The 15,719-nt window shown below is 34.8% G+C and carries 8 protein-coding genes; 4 read left to right on the forward strand and 4 right to left on the reverse strand.

Annotated features, from left to right (window positions below; genetic code table 11):
* Nucleotides 1-748: 748 nt before the first annotated feature.
* Both DI076_RS20460 and DI076_RS00650 read right to left on the reverse strand, forming a co-directional pair.
* Complete coding sequence (locus tag DI076_RS20460) at nt 749-838, reverse strand: WG repeat-containing protein (RefSeq protein ID WP_369689755.1); 90 nt, start codon at nt 836-838, stop codon at nt 749-751.
* A gap of 322 nt (nt 839-1,160) precedes the next feature.
* The gene (locus DI076_RS00650; protein WP_135358367.1) at nt 1,161-2,156 is read right to left on the reverse strand and encodes a DUF1554 domain-containing protein; all 996 of its coding nucleotides are present in this window, start codon (nt 2,154-2,156) and stop codon (nt 1,161-1,163) included.
* Nucleotides 2,157-3,072: 916 nt separating this feature from the next.
* Here DI076_RS00650 and DI076_RS00660 point away from each other — a divergent pair.
* The 4 genes from DI076_RS00660 to DI076_RS00675 all read left to right on the forward strand — a co-directional run bounded on the left by DI076_RS00660 (nt 3,073) and on the right by DI076_RS00675 (nt 11,004).
* On the forward strand, nt 3,073-5,328 hold the full coding sequence (locus DI076_RS00660) for a glycosyltransferase family 4 protein (protein WP_108958147.1): 2,256 nt from the start codon (nt 3,073-3,075) through the stop codon (nt 5,326-5,328).
* On the forward strand, nt 5,325-6,263 hold the full coding sequence (locus DI076_RS00665; RefSeq protein WP_108958381.1) for a glycoside hydrolase family 130 protein: 939 nt from the start codon (nt 5,325-5,327) through the stop codon (nt 6,261-6,263). The genes DI076_RS00660 and DI076_RS00665 overlap by 4 nt, the downstream gene beginning before the upstream one ends.
* Nucleotides 6,264-7,733, forward strand: coding sequence for a glycoside hydrolase family 130 protein (locus DI076_RS00670; protein ID WP_108958148.1), 1,470 nt, complete (start codon nt 6,264-6,266; stop codon nt 7,731-7,733).
* 97 nt (nt 7,734-7,830) lie between these two features.
* Nucleotides 7,831-11,004, forward strand: a complete 3,174-nt coding sequence (locus DI076_RS00675; RefSeq protein WP_108958382.1) for a CheR family methyltransferase — start codon at nt 7,831-7,833, stop codon at nt 11,002-11,004.
* A gap of 1,481 nt (nt 11,005-12,485) precedes the next feature.
* Here DI076_RS00675 and DI076_RS00685 read toward each other — a convergent pair.
* Both DI076_RS00685 and DI076_RS00690 read right to left on the reverse strand, forming a co-directional pair.
* Nucleotides 12,486-13,943 (reverse strand): HD-GYP domain-containing protein, encoded by a 1,458-nt coding sequence (locus DI076_RS00685; protein ID WP_108958150.1) that lies wholly within the window; start codon nt 13,941-13,943, stop codon nt 12,486-12,488.
* A gap of 148 nt (nt 13,944-14,091) precedes the next feature.
* Nucleotides 14,092-15,645 carry a methyl-accepting chemotaxis protein gene (locus tag DI076_RS00690; RefSeq protein ID WP_245918184.1) on the reverse strand — a complete coding sequence of 518 codons (1,554 nt, stop codon included), beginning with the start codon at nt 15,643-15,645 and terminating at the stop codon, nt 14,092-14,094.
* Nucleotides 15,646-15,719: the final 74 nt, after the last annotated feature.

Below are 15,719 nucleotides of genomic sequence, written 5' to 3' on the forward strand. Positions count from 1 at the left end.
CTACGTTGTATTTTGTAAAAGAGATGGTTGGAAACAACCAAAGTCAAATGCCAGTAACCTGGTCCATGTAAGAGAAGATAAGCCTCGCTAAGGTAAGCGGGGCTTTTTTTATGTAAGCGGATGAATTTAGTTGTGAGGAAGAGAAGAGAGTAACTTATTATACAAAGCTGATCTGCGTATTCGAGCGGAGGATCCTCTGATTGGGATGTTTCATTGGTGCAAGTTTGAAAAATGCTGAATTCATCACTTTTTCATCAACTATTATCATTTGAGGCACCCTGGCTGATAACCATACCCATTATCCCCCCGTGTGATTTGAGTCATACATTTGTGGCTTTAAGCATCGGAGCCATCGTTTTGAAACCAAATTTACGTTTTAGTGCTTCTAAATGCCCCTTCATTAGAAAACATAAACTCTCGAATCCTTCTCTCAGCGAATTTACTGAATCAGTTAATGGTTCAAATTTTAGGGCGCACAGTTCCGGCTCTCCGCTCCAATCTTTGCATTCGCAAAGGATTTACGCTTCGATCCGGGGCGCGGGGCTTCTTGGTGGAAAAGAACTAGAATTTTGCATTAAAAAAAATATATAGAAATACCAACGTTCAAAAATGAATTTGGAACCGGAATCTTGATTCAAAATATCACTGCCATTCTCAACTAACAAAGTTCTACAATTTCAGAAAGGGAAAAAAGGGCTGGTATCCTTTTTTTCGTTCATGATATACAATTTGGTTTTTTGATCACTCCCTATTTACCCAAACGAAGCGAAGCATATCCATTTTCGAATTCTTTTACAGAATCAAACTGCGGTTTGACGATCATGCCTGTTTTATCAATATAACCATATTTGCCATTGAGTTAAATGACAGCTAAACCCTCGCTAAAATCGTTCATTACCCGTACCATCGGAGGTAGGGCCGATTTCGGAGACGCTGATCGAAACTGGTATTACAATCTCTTTTTCTAGTTTACAATCGAAACAAAGAGTGATTGACTCTCGACAGTAACTACAACGAGGCAAAGCAAGGTAACGATTGGAATAGAAAGTCCAGTTGCTTGGAGAGACAAAGAATAGAAACAAAAAATTTTCGCGAGGTTCCCATACAAACTGACATTTGCTCATACAAATGAAGTATTAGAGTGATGCCTCCGCTTTTTCTTAAAATTCTACACAAATTAAATTCACCTGATTACTACAGGAAAAATTTCCTCCAAACAATGTATTGTCGGTGTATTGTGTTCGAAACATAAAGCCAGTCGTGATTGCTGTATTTTCTGTCCAATTGAAACATGTATTTCCACCTAACACATAGCCAGAAGAACTACCGAGCCAACCTCCTATTCCTACAGCATCGATCACACTTGCGAAAGGAATCTGGAGTAAAGACGTTTGATTCGTAGTTGTTATAAGTGTATTTGCAGGACTCGGACTGTAATAATGTGCGAATGGATGCAACACCCAATCGACTTGACCATCTCCTAAGTTTGCTGTAGCAGAAGCAATTCTCGTTGGACCAAGTATCATCGCCTTGCAACTTGATCCAGCTGGACATTTGATATCAGAATTACAAATTAAATCTGCTCCACCGATACCACCAAATTCCCCTCCTCTATAAGGACTTGTAGATAAAAACAATCTCCTTTCATTATCTTTCAATACCATTGGAATATCGAAACTCAAATCATGAAACTCTTCATCAGTAGAATCTATTTTTAATTTGAGATTAAAATTTCTATCTCCATTGATAATAGAATCATTGATTCCAGTTGCAGTAAAACTTAAAGGACTAGACCAGGTTTCTTGTGGAAATGTTAATGAATTCGTAGATAAGGTTGCGAGAGAGGGCTGCGAGGAAACAATTTGAATTGTAACGTTAGCGGTAGGTGCTTTAAAAAGTCGAATTACAAATATTTGGCTACTTCCCACAGAGAGACTACTTCCTGATTCTGATAAAACACCTAGATTCGGAGTAATTTCGAAAACACTAGAAGAGATATCTATGTCGAAAGAATTACACTTGTATCGGCTCTCACCTAGGATTTTGAATAAAATCAATCCTTTTGTGAATTGGTCCGATTTAGGATCGCATAGATTTTGATATTGAAATTCGCTACAAGAAACAAATATTATAAAAATTAAAATTATTTTTTTCAATGGAAATGAGTCTCACCTAACTCTGGAAATAACTTTTTTTAAGACAAACCCCATGAATATACCAATTGGTCCACATTTTTTTAAAAAATTTCTGTGGTGATTTTCAGGATACGAATCACTTTAAAGAGGTCCAGAGGAGGTATTAGATTCATTAGATTTTCAAAATATTTGATTTTATCTTTTCGTAATTCAGAAATAGTATAGAGAATGTGTGAAAACTGGAATGGAACAAAAGCCATAAAAATTAACGTATAAAATCCTAACAAAAATAAAGTTGGATTTCCACTTCGATCAAAGTTTTGGGATTACATTTCAATTTTAAATATCACCATTTTGGCCAAAGGCTTAGATCCTACATAAGGTCACGAAAAAATGCTTCATAATGGCACCGCATTTTACTGGAAGTCCTTTCATGAGAAGATTGATTTAGATATTTTTGAATCAACGTCTAACAAATATTATGAACTATTGATTTAAAGAATCAGATCTCAAAACTTCCCTTGATGCCGATAATGCCAAACTAGAACTCATAAATCCTAGTACTTTTTGTACAAAATCCAAATAATGGAGACAATTCCAAGAAATACCTTTCATTTACTCACTTATATTCCAAATTAATTGGAATTCTCTTGCAATTATTTAAAAGTCGATGCATTATAAGTTGTTAGGTTAGCAATCCATTTACTGATAATCATTCCAGATAGGATGCTCCAGTTTTTTTTCGACTTACGTATGTAAGAAGCGAGTTCCTAATGATTGTCTACTCGCAAAACCATTTGGTTTCTTTCTAAAAGTGATTGGAATGATTATACAAATCAATAGGAAATAATACTATCAATTGGAATCAAACTATGGACCTAAATTCAAAACAGAACACATCGAATCTTTGTAGATACGTTTCAAAAGCTGGCAATTCGTGAAACGAGTTGCCTTTATTGGTAACTACGCTCCTAGACAATGTGGGATTGCCACTTTTACAACTGATTTATGTGAATCCATTTCCGAACAATTCCCTGAAACTGCCTGCATTGCACTTCCTGTAAATGATATCGACTCAGGTTATGCTTACCCAACGAGGGTACGATTCGAACTTAAAGAAAAAGACATCAATTCTTATCATAGAGCAGCAGATTTTTTAAACATTAACAATGTTGACCTTGTTTCACTTCAATTCGAGTACGGAATTTTTGGAGGTAAGTCTGGAAGCCATATACTTTCCCTCCTTCGTGATTTACATATGCCGATTGTCACAACCTTACATACGATTCTAAAAGAACCAGATCCAGACCAACGTCATGTATTAGAACAATTAATTTCATTATCGGATAGAATTGTAGTGATGAGCAACTCTGGATCTGAAATCTTAAAAGCTGTTTATAACATTCAATCCGACAAAATTGACATCATCGCTCATGGAATTCCAGACGTACCTTTTGTAGATCCAAGTTTTCACAAAGATTTATTTGGTGTGGAAGGAAAAATAGTATTGATGAGTTTCGGTTTAATCTCAGCTAACAAAGGTTTAGAAAATGTAATACTTGCTTTACCTAAAATCATTCAAAAATTTCCAAATGTAGTTTATATAATCCTTGGCGCCACGCATCCGCAAGTTCTTCGGAACTCAGGTGAAGCCTACAGAATTTCCTTACAGTTGCTTGCAAGAGAGAACAAAGTAGAGGAAAATGTTCTTTTTTATAATAAATTTGTCAACCAAAGAGAATTAACTGAATTCATTGGTGCAACTGATATCTATATTACACCCTATTTAGAACCCAAACAAATTGTTTCTGGTACCCTTGCCTATACCTTAGGAGCAGGGAAAGCAATCATATCTACTCCCTATTGGTATGCAGAAGAAATGTTAGCTGAGGGAAGAGGATTCTTAGTTCCATTTCAAGATTTCGAGAAGCTGAGTAATGGAGTAATACATTTATTGGAAAATGAAACTCTGCGTCATTCTATGCGAAAAAAAGCTTACCTATACGCCCGAAATATGATATGGTCACAAGTTTCAAGGCGTTATATGGAATCTTTTCGTCGTGCCAGAGAAGAAAAAAGATACTATTCATCATTAGGATTCAATATAAAATTAAGAAATACTCTACCCATTGCATTTCCGATTCTGAAACTAACCCATTTGGAACATATGACTGATGATACAGGTATGCTCCAACATGCCTTTTTTACCTTACCAAATTATGGAGAAGGTTACACCACCGATGACAATGCACGTGCCTTGATTGTGTGTAAGTTGATTGAGGATTTAGATTCTGACACTACTTACAAGTTAAGTTATCGTTACTTAGCATTTTTATGGTATGCATATAACGCAAAAACAAAAAGATTCAGAAACTTTATGGACTATCAGAGAAATTGGTTAGAAGAGTCAGGATCTGAAGATAGCCACGGAAGATCATTAATGGCCTTAGGAACAATTCTCGGAATAGAATCTCTCCCTAAATTACCAACCATAGCTGGTCGGTTATTTGAAGAAGCACTTCCGTCAATATTAACTATGAATAGTCCAAGGGCATGGGCTTTTTCTCTTTTGGGCCTTAATGAATATTTTAAACGTTTTACGGGCGATAGACGAGCTGAATCGATCAGAGACGAATTAGCAAATAGAATCTTGAAACTTTACAAAGAAAACTTTAAACCTGATTGGTTATGGTTCGAACAATCTCTCAGTTATTGTAATGCAATTCTTCCACATGCACTTCTTGTTTCTGGAAAATCAATGCAAAATCAAGAGATGGTTGATATTGGTTTGAAAAGTTTATTTTGGTTAGCTGATTTGCAAAAAGCAAAGGCTGATGGTGGACATTTTATTCCAATTGGCACAAATGGATTTTACACTCGCGGAGGTCCACATGCGAGATTTGACCAACAGCCAGTAGAAGCACAAACAATGGTATCTGCCTCCATCGAAGCATTCCATATCACCAAAGACCAATTATGGAAAAAAGAAGCCAGCCGAGCTTTCGAGTGGTTTTTGGGAAGGAATGATTTAAAAGTATCTTTGTATGATCCAACAACTGGTGGTTGTCGCGACGGATTACATTCCGATCGAATGAATGAAAATCAAGGGGCAGAATCTACTTTAGCATTTTTACAAAGTATGTTAGAGATGAGACTGGAAGAAAGTATCCATTGTTCAAAAAGTTCAATATGAATCCCAACTATTTGGAATTATTTCTAAGATATAATAGAAATCCTATCCTAAAAGCAAGTATGTGGCCATATCCTGTTCATACTGTATTTAACCCTGGAGCGACTCTTTTGAAAAATGGAAATACTTTACTTCTCTGCCGCATGGAAGATCGAAAAGGGTTATCACAACTAGGGATTGCTCGGTCGGAAAATGGATTAGACCTATGGTCAATTGATCCCAGTCCATTTATGACAGCGGAACCAGAAATACACCCTGCAGAATGTTGGGGAATTGAAGATCCAAGGATAACATATATTAAAGAACTAAATCAATATTTAATTTGTTACGTTTCTTACGGAAAAACTGGTCCTTCTGTATCACTAGCAATGACCGAAAATTTTGAACAACAAAGAAAACTTGGAATGGTTTTAAAACCTAACGATAAAGATGCGGCTATATTCCCAAGAAAGATTGGGGACAAGTGGGTGATGCTTCACAGGCCGATCGACCAAAATAATGCCAATATTTGGATATCCTATTCCGAAGATTTAATGCATTGGCGAGATCGGAAACTTGTTTTGGGAAGAAGGAAAGGTGGTTGGTGGGATGCTGAAAAAATTGGTTTAGGTACACCCCCTATTGAAACAAAGGAAGGTTGGCTCATAATCTACCATGGAGTTAAAAAGACTGCATCTGGTTATATATATCGAATTGGTTTAGCATTATTGGATTTGGATTATCCAGATATTTGTATCAAGAGAACAAATGACTGGATCTTCGCGCCCGAAACTGATTACGAAAGATTTGGCGATGTCAAAGATGTAGTATTCCCATGTGGTTTAACTTTATTAGCAGACAATGATACAATCCATTTATACTACGGTGCAGCCGATACAAGTATTGGAGTGGCTACAGGAAGTCTTCGCAACATACTCGACTGGTTACGGAACCAATAAATGAAAACAGAAAATTTAGAACTCATTCGAATTGGATTAGAACTAACTCCTGATTACCGAAGGGTTTTATACCGACCTCTCCATATTGAGCCTGAAGAAAGAATCATTAAAATTTTAGGAAGAATTCAAACACTTTCTGAAACAGAAGTAGAGAATGAAATAGATGCTCTACTCACTGCATTTGAAGAAAGGCATAAGAGATTAAAAAAATACTTTTTACAAAGATTCCAACAAATAAAAAAATATCTGCTCACAGACCACATTCTTTCAGAGGGAAGGAAACTTTTGATTGGAGCTTACTTTACGCAGGAATACTCATTAGAATCAGCTGCATTATTTAATCCATCTATCATTTGGGATATAGACCAAACGAATCTTCCTTCAGGATGTAAACGCTTCATTATGAGTTTACGTGCTACTGGCGAAGGACATATTTCTTCCATTACCTTTAGATCAGGAATTGTCGATTCAGAAAACCAAATCACTGTTACGATTCCAACGAAATATGTGTCTACCTCTGAGAATATATCGAATCCAATCTATGAGAAAAAAATATTTGAAAGAAAATTATCAGAGTTAGATTTACTGAATGATTTTTCGATTACCATACTTTCCTTTCTGGATTCTCATTTTACAATCGAAGATTTAAAATTAAATTTAGACAAATATACAAAAAATTCGAAAACTAAATCAGCTGAAAACAAGTTGATTGCAAATGGAATCCTTTCATTAGCTTTGTCTAATTATGAAATTCAGTACGATAGTGAACAGCGGCTTTCCGAAAGGATTATTTTCCCACATTCACCTTCCGAAAGTAACGGAATCGAAGATGCTCGGTTTGTGGATTTTATAGAAGAAGATGGTAGTCATATTTATTACGCAACATATACAGCATATGATGGCAAAATCACATTCCCCCAACTCTTAGAAACCAGAGATTTTTTACACTTTAAAGTAAGCACACTCAATGGACCCGAAGTAAAAAACAAAGGTATGGCATTATTTCCAAGAAAAATTAATAATCATTATGCGATGTTGTCAAGACAAGACAATGAAAACATTTTCCTTATGTATTCTGAGGACCTCCATTTTTGGTACAACAAGGAATTGATTCTTAAACCAACTTACCCTTGGGAATTCATCCAACTTGGAAATTGTGGATCACCTATCGAATTAAATGAGGGTTGGTTGGTCATCAGTCATGGTGTGGGTCCAATGCGGAAATATTCCATTGGTGCTTTTCTGTTGGATAAATTAGATCCAAGGATCGTAATCGGAAGATTATTGGAACCTCTTCTCGTCCCAAATGAAAAAGAAAGAGAAGGTTACGTCCCTAATGTAGTCTATAGTTGCGGCAGTGCGATTAACGCAGGTGAGCTAATTCTACCATACGCAATGTCTGATAGGTCTATCGGTTTTGCAAAAATCAACCTAAAACAACTCATCAGTGAACTCACTAACAAAGAATAGGAAAATTAAATATGACCATAGAATCCAAAACCAATCAAATCCTTATTTGCCAAAGAAAGATCTTTGTATCAATGAACAGAATATCGGTATTATTCCAATGACATTTCCTGTAATCGGGATCGGTGCCTCTGCCGGTGGACTGGATGCATTAGAATTATTTTTTAAACATCTACCTATCGATACTGGTTATTGTTTTGTAGTGATCCTACACCTAGATCCAAATCATAAAGGTATGATTCCTGAAATCTTACAACGTTATACTTCAATACCAGTGATAGCTGCAGTCGATGGTGTAAAAGCAAAACCTAATACAGTTTATGTATTACCTTCAAACAAAACCATATCCATTTCCAATCGAGTTTTATCTCTATCGAAACCTTTAGAACAAAGGGGTCTACGCTTACCAATTGATTTGTTTTTTTCATCTTTAGCAAAAGATTTCAAAACAAAAAGTGTCGGGATCATTTTATCAGGGATGGGGACTGATGGAGGAATTGGACTTCAAACAATAAAAAAGGAAAACGGATTTGCATTTGTCCAAGACCCAGCAACAGCAAAATTTGATGGGATGCCTTTAAATGCAATTAAATCAGTCAATGTCGATTTAATTGCTTCACCGGAAGAATTAGCAATTCGGCTCGTATCCTTTTTAGATTCCCAATCTGAAATGAATCAATCTGATTTACCGCCTGAAGATTCTATAAAATCATTAAGGGTGATACAATCACTCTTAAAACAAAAATCAGGGCATGACTTTACAAATTATAAAAACAATACTTTATTTAGAAGAATAGAACGAAGATTAATTTTTCTAAATTTAGCCAATATACAAATGTACGAAAAATATGTTACAGAAAATCCAGATGAATTATTATTTTTATTCAAAGAAATTTTAATAGGTGTTACACATTTCTTCAGAGACAAAGAAGTTTGGGATAGAATTGAAAAACTAATAGTGGAAAATATTTTCGAAAAAACTTCTCAAGAAATAATTAGAATTTGGATCCCTGGTTGTTCGACAGGTGAAGAGGCATACAGCCTGGCAATTACCTTTTTAGAAGCTAAAATAAAAAATAAAAATTATCAAAGTTTTATTTTTCAAATTTTTGCTACTGACTTAGATGAGGAAGCAATTATCAAAGCAAGACAAGGACTTTACTCTAAAAATATTGAAAAAGATGTTTCCTCTAAACGACTCAATACTTTTTTTACGAAAGTTGAAGATGGATACCGAATCAATCCAAATGTAAGAGAATTAGTTGTTTTTGCAAATCACGATATCATAAAAGATCCTCCATTTACAAAACTAGACATTATATCTTGTCGCAATATGCTTATTTATATGGAGCCAAATTTACAAAAAAAAATATTAGGATTATTTAGATATTGTTTAAATCCAAATGGATACTTAATACTTGGGACAGCAGAAACCTTAGGCAACCAAACAATATATTTTAAAACCATTGATCCAAAATTAAGAATTTTCGAAAAAAATCAAGTTTCCATTAAAAATGAACCCATTGATTTTCCAACTTCTTTCAAATCAGAAAAAATCGCGAATTTTGAAATATCAAAAATGAAAGAATCAGAACCAAACATTCAAACGTTAACGAATGATATCCTGCTTCAAGAATATAGCCCACCAAGTGTTCTTACCAATGACAAAGGGGATATATTGTACATTACAGGAAAAACGGGAAAATACTTAGAACCTGCGGCCGGCAAAGCAGTATTGAATATTTTTGCAATGGCTAAAGAAGGATTGAAACACGAAATCACCATAGCATTTAGAAGAGCCCTAAAATCAACAAATCCCATCACACTAAAAAACTTAAAGATAAACTATAACTCCAGTATCGTATTAGCAGATGTAATCATTCGGAAAATAGAAAAACCCGATGTACTGTCTGGTTTAATTTTAATTGTTTTTGTTGATGTGCCAACTCTCATTCCTATATCTAAAGAAAGTCCAAAAGTAATAAAAAACAAATACCAAACACAAATGTTGGTCTTGGAAGCTGAACTTCAAAGAACTAAGGAAGAACTTCAGCTCACAATCGAAGAGATGCAAACATCGCAAGAAGAACTTAAATCGACGAACGAAGAATTGCAATCAACAAATGAAGAACTTCAATCTACAAACGAAGAAATAACTTCTTCCAAAGAAGAAATGCAAAGTTTAAATGAAGAATTACAAACTGTCAACGCTGAACTACAAACCAAAATTGATGAATACATTTCAATAACAAATGACTTTAAAAACTTATTAGATGGAACTGATATTGCTACGATATTTTTAGATAAGGAATTAAGAATCCGAAGGTTTACGAAACATGTAACTAGAGTATTTAACATGATACCTACTGACATCGGAAGACCAATCATGGACTTAGGTAGTAAACTAGATTATCCTGAATTCATTCAGGATGCACAAGAAGTATTAGATACCTTAATATTCAAGGAAGTTGAAATTCAATCTAGTGCAAAAATTTGGTATTTAGCAAAGATAATGCCCTATCGAACAGTAGATGATCGAATTCATGGACTCGTAATTACTTTCACAAACATAACCAAAACAAAGGAAATGGAATTTGCTTTAAGGAATACAAATGAAACTTTAGACATTCATTTAACGGAAGTACAAAACCTATTGTCCGAAAAAGAAATCATACTGAAAGAAGTTCACCATCGCATCAAAAACAACATGGGGACTGTATTTGGAATTTTAAATTTACAAGCTGATACAATCACCGATGAAACGATGAAAAATATCTTGGTAGATGCATCGTGTAGAATTCAAAGTATGATGACCTTGTATGATAAATTGTATCGATCTAGAAATACAACGGAAATTGATATTTCAGAATATCTACCTGATTTGATTGAAGAAATTATTAGCATCTTTCCAGAGGGCCATTTAGTTTCGAAAACGATCCAGTTAGATAAAATTGCCCTCAACTCAGATATGATTTCTACTTTAGGAATTATTCTGAATGAACTTGTCACCAATACTATGAAGTATGCATTTAAGAAATTTGCGAAAGGTGAAATTTCATTAGCGATCCATAAAGAAGAAAACCAAATCATATGTATTTATAAAGATAATGGAATCGGAATTCCAGAGAACATTAACTTTGAATCTTCCACAGGATTCGGTCTTGAATTATTAAGAATTCTTGTAAAACAATTAAGAGGAACAATTCATTTAGAAAGAAAAAATGGAACTGAATACACGATTCGTTTTCCTATGAGATACCTACCAAATACTTAAAACCTAAAACAACTAGATGTGAATCTACTTCTAAGTCATACAAAACGTTTGGTAATTGCCGACGCCACCTTGCTGGACTTCTTCTCCATAATCATAACCAAGTTCTTATATCCAGAAGCGAAGTCAAATATTCGTGACAGATTGTCCATTTTAGGAAGTAGGTCATCTTAAAGGTGAGTATATTTTAGACATACAATCGTAACTAAGACAACATATTTGACTTGGTTGGATTATCGATAAAGGTCGAGCATGTTTTCTGCGCGATTGCCCTTATAATTTAGCATCTCATATTTGTTGGATTTGAAATCGAATTCAAAGTGGTAACTAGCTTCCGCGTCGTTGTTTTCTCCCATGTAGTACATTGTAAAAGAAGATCCGTTTTCGATTTCTTCCCGTCTAGGTTCGCTTTCAATATGACTTGTTTCATCATAGTTTTTTTCCTTAAAGTGAGGTGATAGCCATATTCAGAAAAAATGTTTTTCATCGATGACATAGATTGATTTTCTTTTGATAAAATGATTTTATTTCTAGAGCAATGTTCAGAAAACTGCTTTAGTGACTTATTACCTATATATTTTGCTAATTCTTTTGCATTTCCATCATAATTCGTTTTCAAGAAGTCTTTGACGACTGGATGAATTTTTTTCCAAATAAATTCTTCTACAGTTTGTCCTTCATACTGATAAGGTCGATGTTCAGGATCTTTTGGATTGGTAAAATAGAAGATACCAGGTTCTATTTCTGTAAATAGATTTCGAATATCACGTTCTTCCTTCTGAGAATGGGAGTTGGAAATACATATGGTCAATGAAATTAAGATGATTGTATATATTTTGGATTTTTTTTCAACGTTAGTCCCAAACCAATTGCTATCGAATCTTATTAAAAAGAAAGAAGTGAAGACAAACTACCATAACCAATTACTGAAAGCAACAAATTTGATTAGATTTGAGATAAAAGGGATTAGGCGATAATTTAAACAGGCTTATTTGGAAACTAATTGTTTGAAGTATAAAATCGGGAGAAACAGAGCGTTTTGGATCACGCGAGAGGGATAGAAAGGGCGCGTTAGCGGTCGTTTTGCGACCGAAGCCCTGGATAGCCCGACCCCAAGTGATAGATAAAGATTCACATAGGGCAAGTTACTCCATTGGGTGGAGTGGTTTTTTTTGGGGGCTCGCCCAGAAGTATCTACCATGTTTTAGTGGATCAGCGTTTCTTACATAATGTGTCGGATAGGAAACCATTATGTGACATAATTCCGGTGTAAATCCACAAACCCCCTCCCGAGTTAGGGTGGAGGGGAGTGGCTCGTGGGCAGGTGTCACTTCCCGCCTACCACAAATGTCTTCTGAATGAAACTAACATTCCTAAATTACAGATTTTATTTCCAAATAGTTCGTATTTGGTCGCTAAAGCAAGTAATGTGAGTTTCAGAAACACAAGTTCTTTGTTCAATAGAACTCGTTACTGCAAGTCATTTATGAGATGTCCATTTTTGTGACTGCATCAAAAAGAGGTGCGTTCATTTCTGGATCAATGATGTAGATGATCCTTTGTGTACTCGAAGTTTGGCCTGCAAGGTCAATGACTGCTCTCCGTTTGTCCATTCGAATTTCATTGATATCAAAATCGGCAATTCTATATTTAATCCCTTTTTTGAACAAAGGTTTGATGGTGCATAACCTTTGGATTTTTGGACGTGTTTGGAAACGATCCACTTCTAAAATTTTGCAAATATCAAAATGCACCTGTTTTTCTGAATCAATAGATGCTGTGATAACATAATCACCCACGTTGATGATATTCTGATTATTAGTTAAACTCGCGCCAACATAGTCTAACAAATGGCGTATGTTTCGATTGCTATAGGAAAAAAAAGAATCATTCACAATCATTTTTAATGCTGTTGCTGAACTGAATGCAGGTCGCCAAGGTTGGTTTGTTGTTAAACTTGCATATTCACTAGCAAGAGATAAAATTGCTATATCTTCTTCAAAATTGACTGAGTTTACATTTGATTCTTGGATCCGAAGTTGTGCATCGATATCAGCAACAATCATTTTTTTACTTGGGTCTTTGATAAACTTATCTCTAATTACCATTAACTTTCTAAATACGGTATTATTGTCAGGGAAGTTATTATTAATTGAATTCCCTCGAAAGGGTCTATGATGGTTCAAAACTAGAGTACGAATCTCTTGGGTAATTTCAGGTGCGGCAAGCGTCATCAAATAACTGATAATCGGATGTTGTTGGATTGCATTGTATTCTTCTTTTGTAAGGTTTGGTTTGTCAGGTAAAACTAATTTTGAATAACCTATATCTGCAAGAAAACTTGCTGTCATCACTGAAAGATGGTCTTTTTTGTTTGGTTTATTATCATCACCTACACCAATCTTTTTAGTTCGGACTTTCATACCCATCGCAACAATTGTTCGTTTGGTCATTAGTTCTGATTCAACTGGTACACCCGCATGATTCAAAATCTCTAATATATTAAATAATCCGAATTCAAAATCTGGATTACTTGTGAAGTCATCTAAAACTTTTCCAATTGATTTGTGTACTCTCAGCGCATGATCCGAATTGAAAGCTTCTTTTTTTAACTCAAGGATCAATGATTCGGTTTGTTTTGCAAATTCTGTAGTTTTGTCTGGATCAAAAAGTTTTGTTTGGCGAGGGTCTGTTGTTTCTCCGGATGTGACTCGTAAATGTTTTGTGTCTGTTGTGAGGCAATAGGCTCCTTGTAACTCAATCTTTAAAAGTTTGCCAAAATCCTCTTCTGTCGCATTCTTTTTTTTTGCCATGATGAGCTTGCCATTGCGATCATAAAGATCGAGTGGGATTTGTTTGCTCTTACGATAACTGCTTAGCAGATCATCATTAAATTCAAATTTAGCAAGTTGGTCAGGGGAAATTAAAGGAGAATCGCTCAAATTATATAGTCCAATTATGGTATGATTATCTGACGATATAGGACGAATATAATTGAATTATACCAATGAATAAAGCCTTTAATCGTAAAAAAAATAACGAATTCTCATTAAAACAATAGATTGGAAGGGTTTAGGATCAAATCAGTGTTCAATTCTTCATTTCTTTTGCCATCTCATCTAGTTGAGTCATAATCCCTCCAGTAGACTTACTACTTTCCGAAATTTGTTTTGATATTTCCACTATGTTGCTTGCGTATTCTGAAATTTTGACAGTGATTTTTGTTGACTCTTCAGTGGCTAGTTTTTGGGAATTAGTAGAATTTTCTATGGTTTTACTGGTTTCATAAATCCGAGTGTTAAGATTATCAATTGTTGCAATCGCTTTGTCTATATCTTCGATTTTAGAACCAACACCGTTAATTTCTGATTTGATGATACCGATTGCTTTGCTAAGTTTTCCCATCCTTTCTGAAGACCGATTGATAAGTTCGTTACTTTCACTAATCAATGTAAGGTTTTCCTGAATGATTTTAGAAATTTCTTTGGAGTTTTTTGTTGTGGCATCCGCTAATTTTGAAATTTCTTCTGCAACAACCGCAAATCCTCTTCCATGTTCACCAGCTCTGGCTGCTTCAATCGAAGCATTTAATGATAACAAGTTTACTTTATCTGCAATGTCATTGATCACAGAGACAAAATCAGAAATTTCTGTACTTTTTTCTTGGAGGATGTTGAATTTATTAATCGATAGGTGGATATGTTCAGAAGTTTCATTTGAATAGTCCATAACGACATCTAGGTTTTGATAGATTCTACCAGTTCCAGTTTGCACAGTTTCATTGATGGTTTTTAGATCGTTAACCGATTGGATTGAAGATTCTGATTCATGATACAATGATTTTGCAATCTTGTTATTCGAGTCAGCTTTGGATGATAAATCTTGTAATGAAATAGATATTTCCGTTAAGGATGTTGCCTGGTGCTCTGAAATTTGTTTTAGTTCTTCTGAAATTGTATCCTGGTTTCTGATCTGCTGTTTCATCAATTCAATCGTATTTAAAATTGTTTTTGCCATTTGTAACAAAGAGTCCAAAGCTTTTTTTGCTTCCTTTTGTTTTTCAACAGCTAAATTGAGAAGTGTTCTAGTTGCAGTTGCTCCTACAGTTGCTCCAATCCCGACCCAAACAAAGATTAAAAATCTTACGATGATATTACTTTTAGGACCACCTGGGATTAATTCTGGCCTTAGAGTAAACAATACAAATTCAGAAACAATTATCAAAACAAAGTTGTAAATAGAGGCGTTCCTGTTGAAATACAATACACTTAAAACAAATGAAATGTAAAACGTTGCTGAAAGTTCTGTTGCCCCGTAAATTACATATTGGAATACCAATAAACATAATGTAACTCCAGTTATAGAAATATAACTTGATGTCCAATGGGTTTTTAATTTTGAGGATAATAAGAATCCAACAATCAAGATAGAAGTTGCTAAAACAAATTCGATCAATATACTCTGGTAGGTCAAATAATCGGATCCTTTTCCGGCAACTTTAATCGAAAGTGTTGCAATGTTGGCTAAGGCAAGGATGGAAAGAAACGATAAAAACATTCGTTTGTTGTTTCGTAACATCACCTCCGTGAAGAGGTCATCGGAAATGGTCATCGTATTCTTTTGAAAAAAAAGTTTATCAAACAAACTGTACCTTCTTTGGAAAGGGAATGGATTTAGGTCAGTGTTTCAAAATGAGATCTTCTGGCAAGAAAGGTCCT

The organism is Leptospira ellinghausenii (assembly GCF_003114815.1).
In the GTDB taxonomy this organism is placed as follows: Bacteria; Spirochaetota; Leptospiria; order Leptospirales; family Leptospiraceae; genus Leptospira_A; species Leptospira_A ellinghausenii.

What these genes read in the sequence shown, in the direction of transcription:
- DI076_RS00665 (WP_108958381.1), top strand. Translation starts at nt 5,325, where the DNA reads ATGAATCCCAACTATTTGGAATTATTTCTAAGATATAATAGAAATCCT.
- DI076_RS00670 (WP_108958148.1), top strand. Translation starts at nt 6,264, where the DNA reads ATGAAAACAGAAAATTTAGAACTCATTCGAATTGGATTAGAACTAACT.
- DI076_RS00675 (WP_108958382.1), top strand. Translation starts at nt 7,831, where the DNA reads ATGACATTTCCTGTAATCGGGATCGGTGCCTCTGCCGGTGGACTGGAT.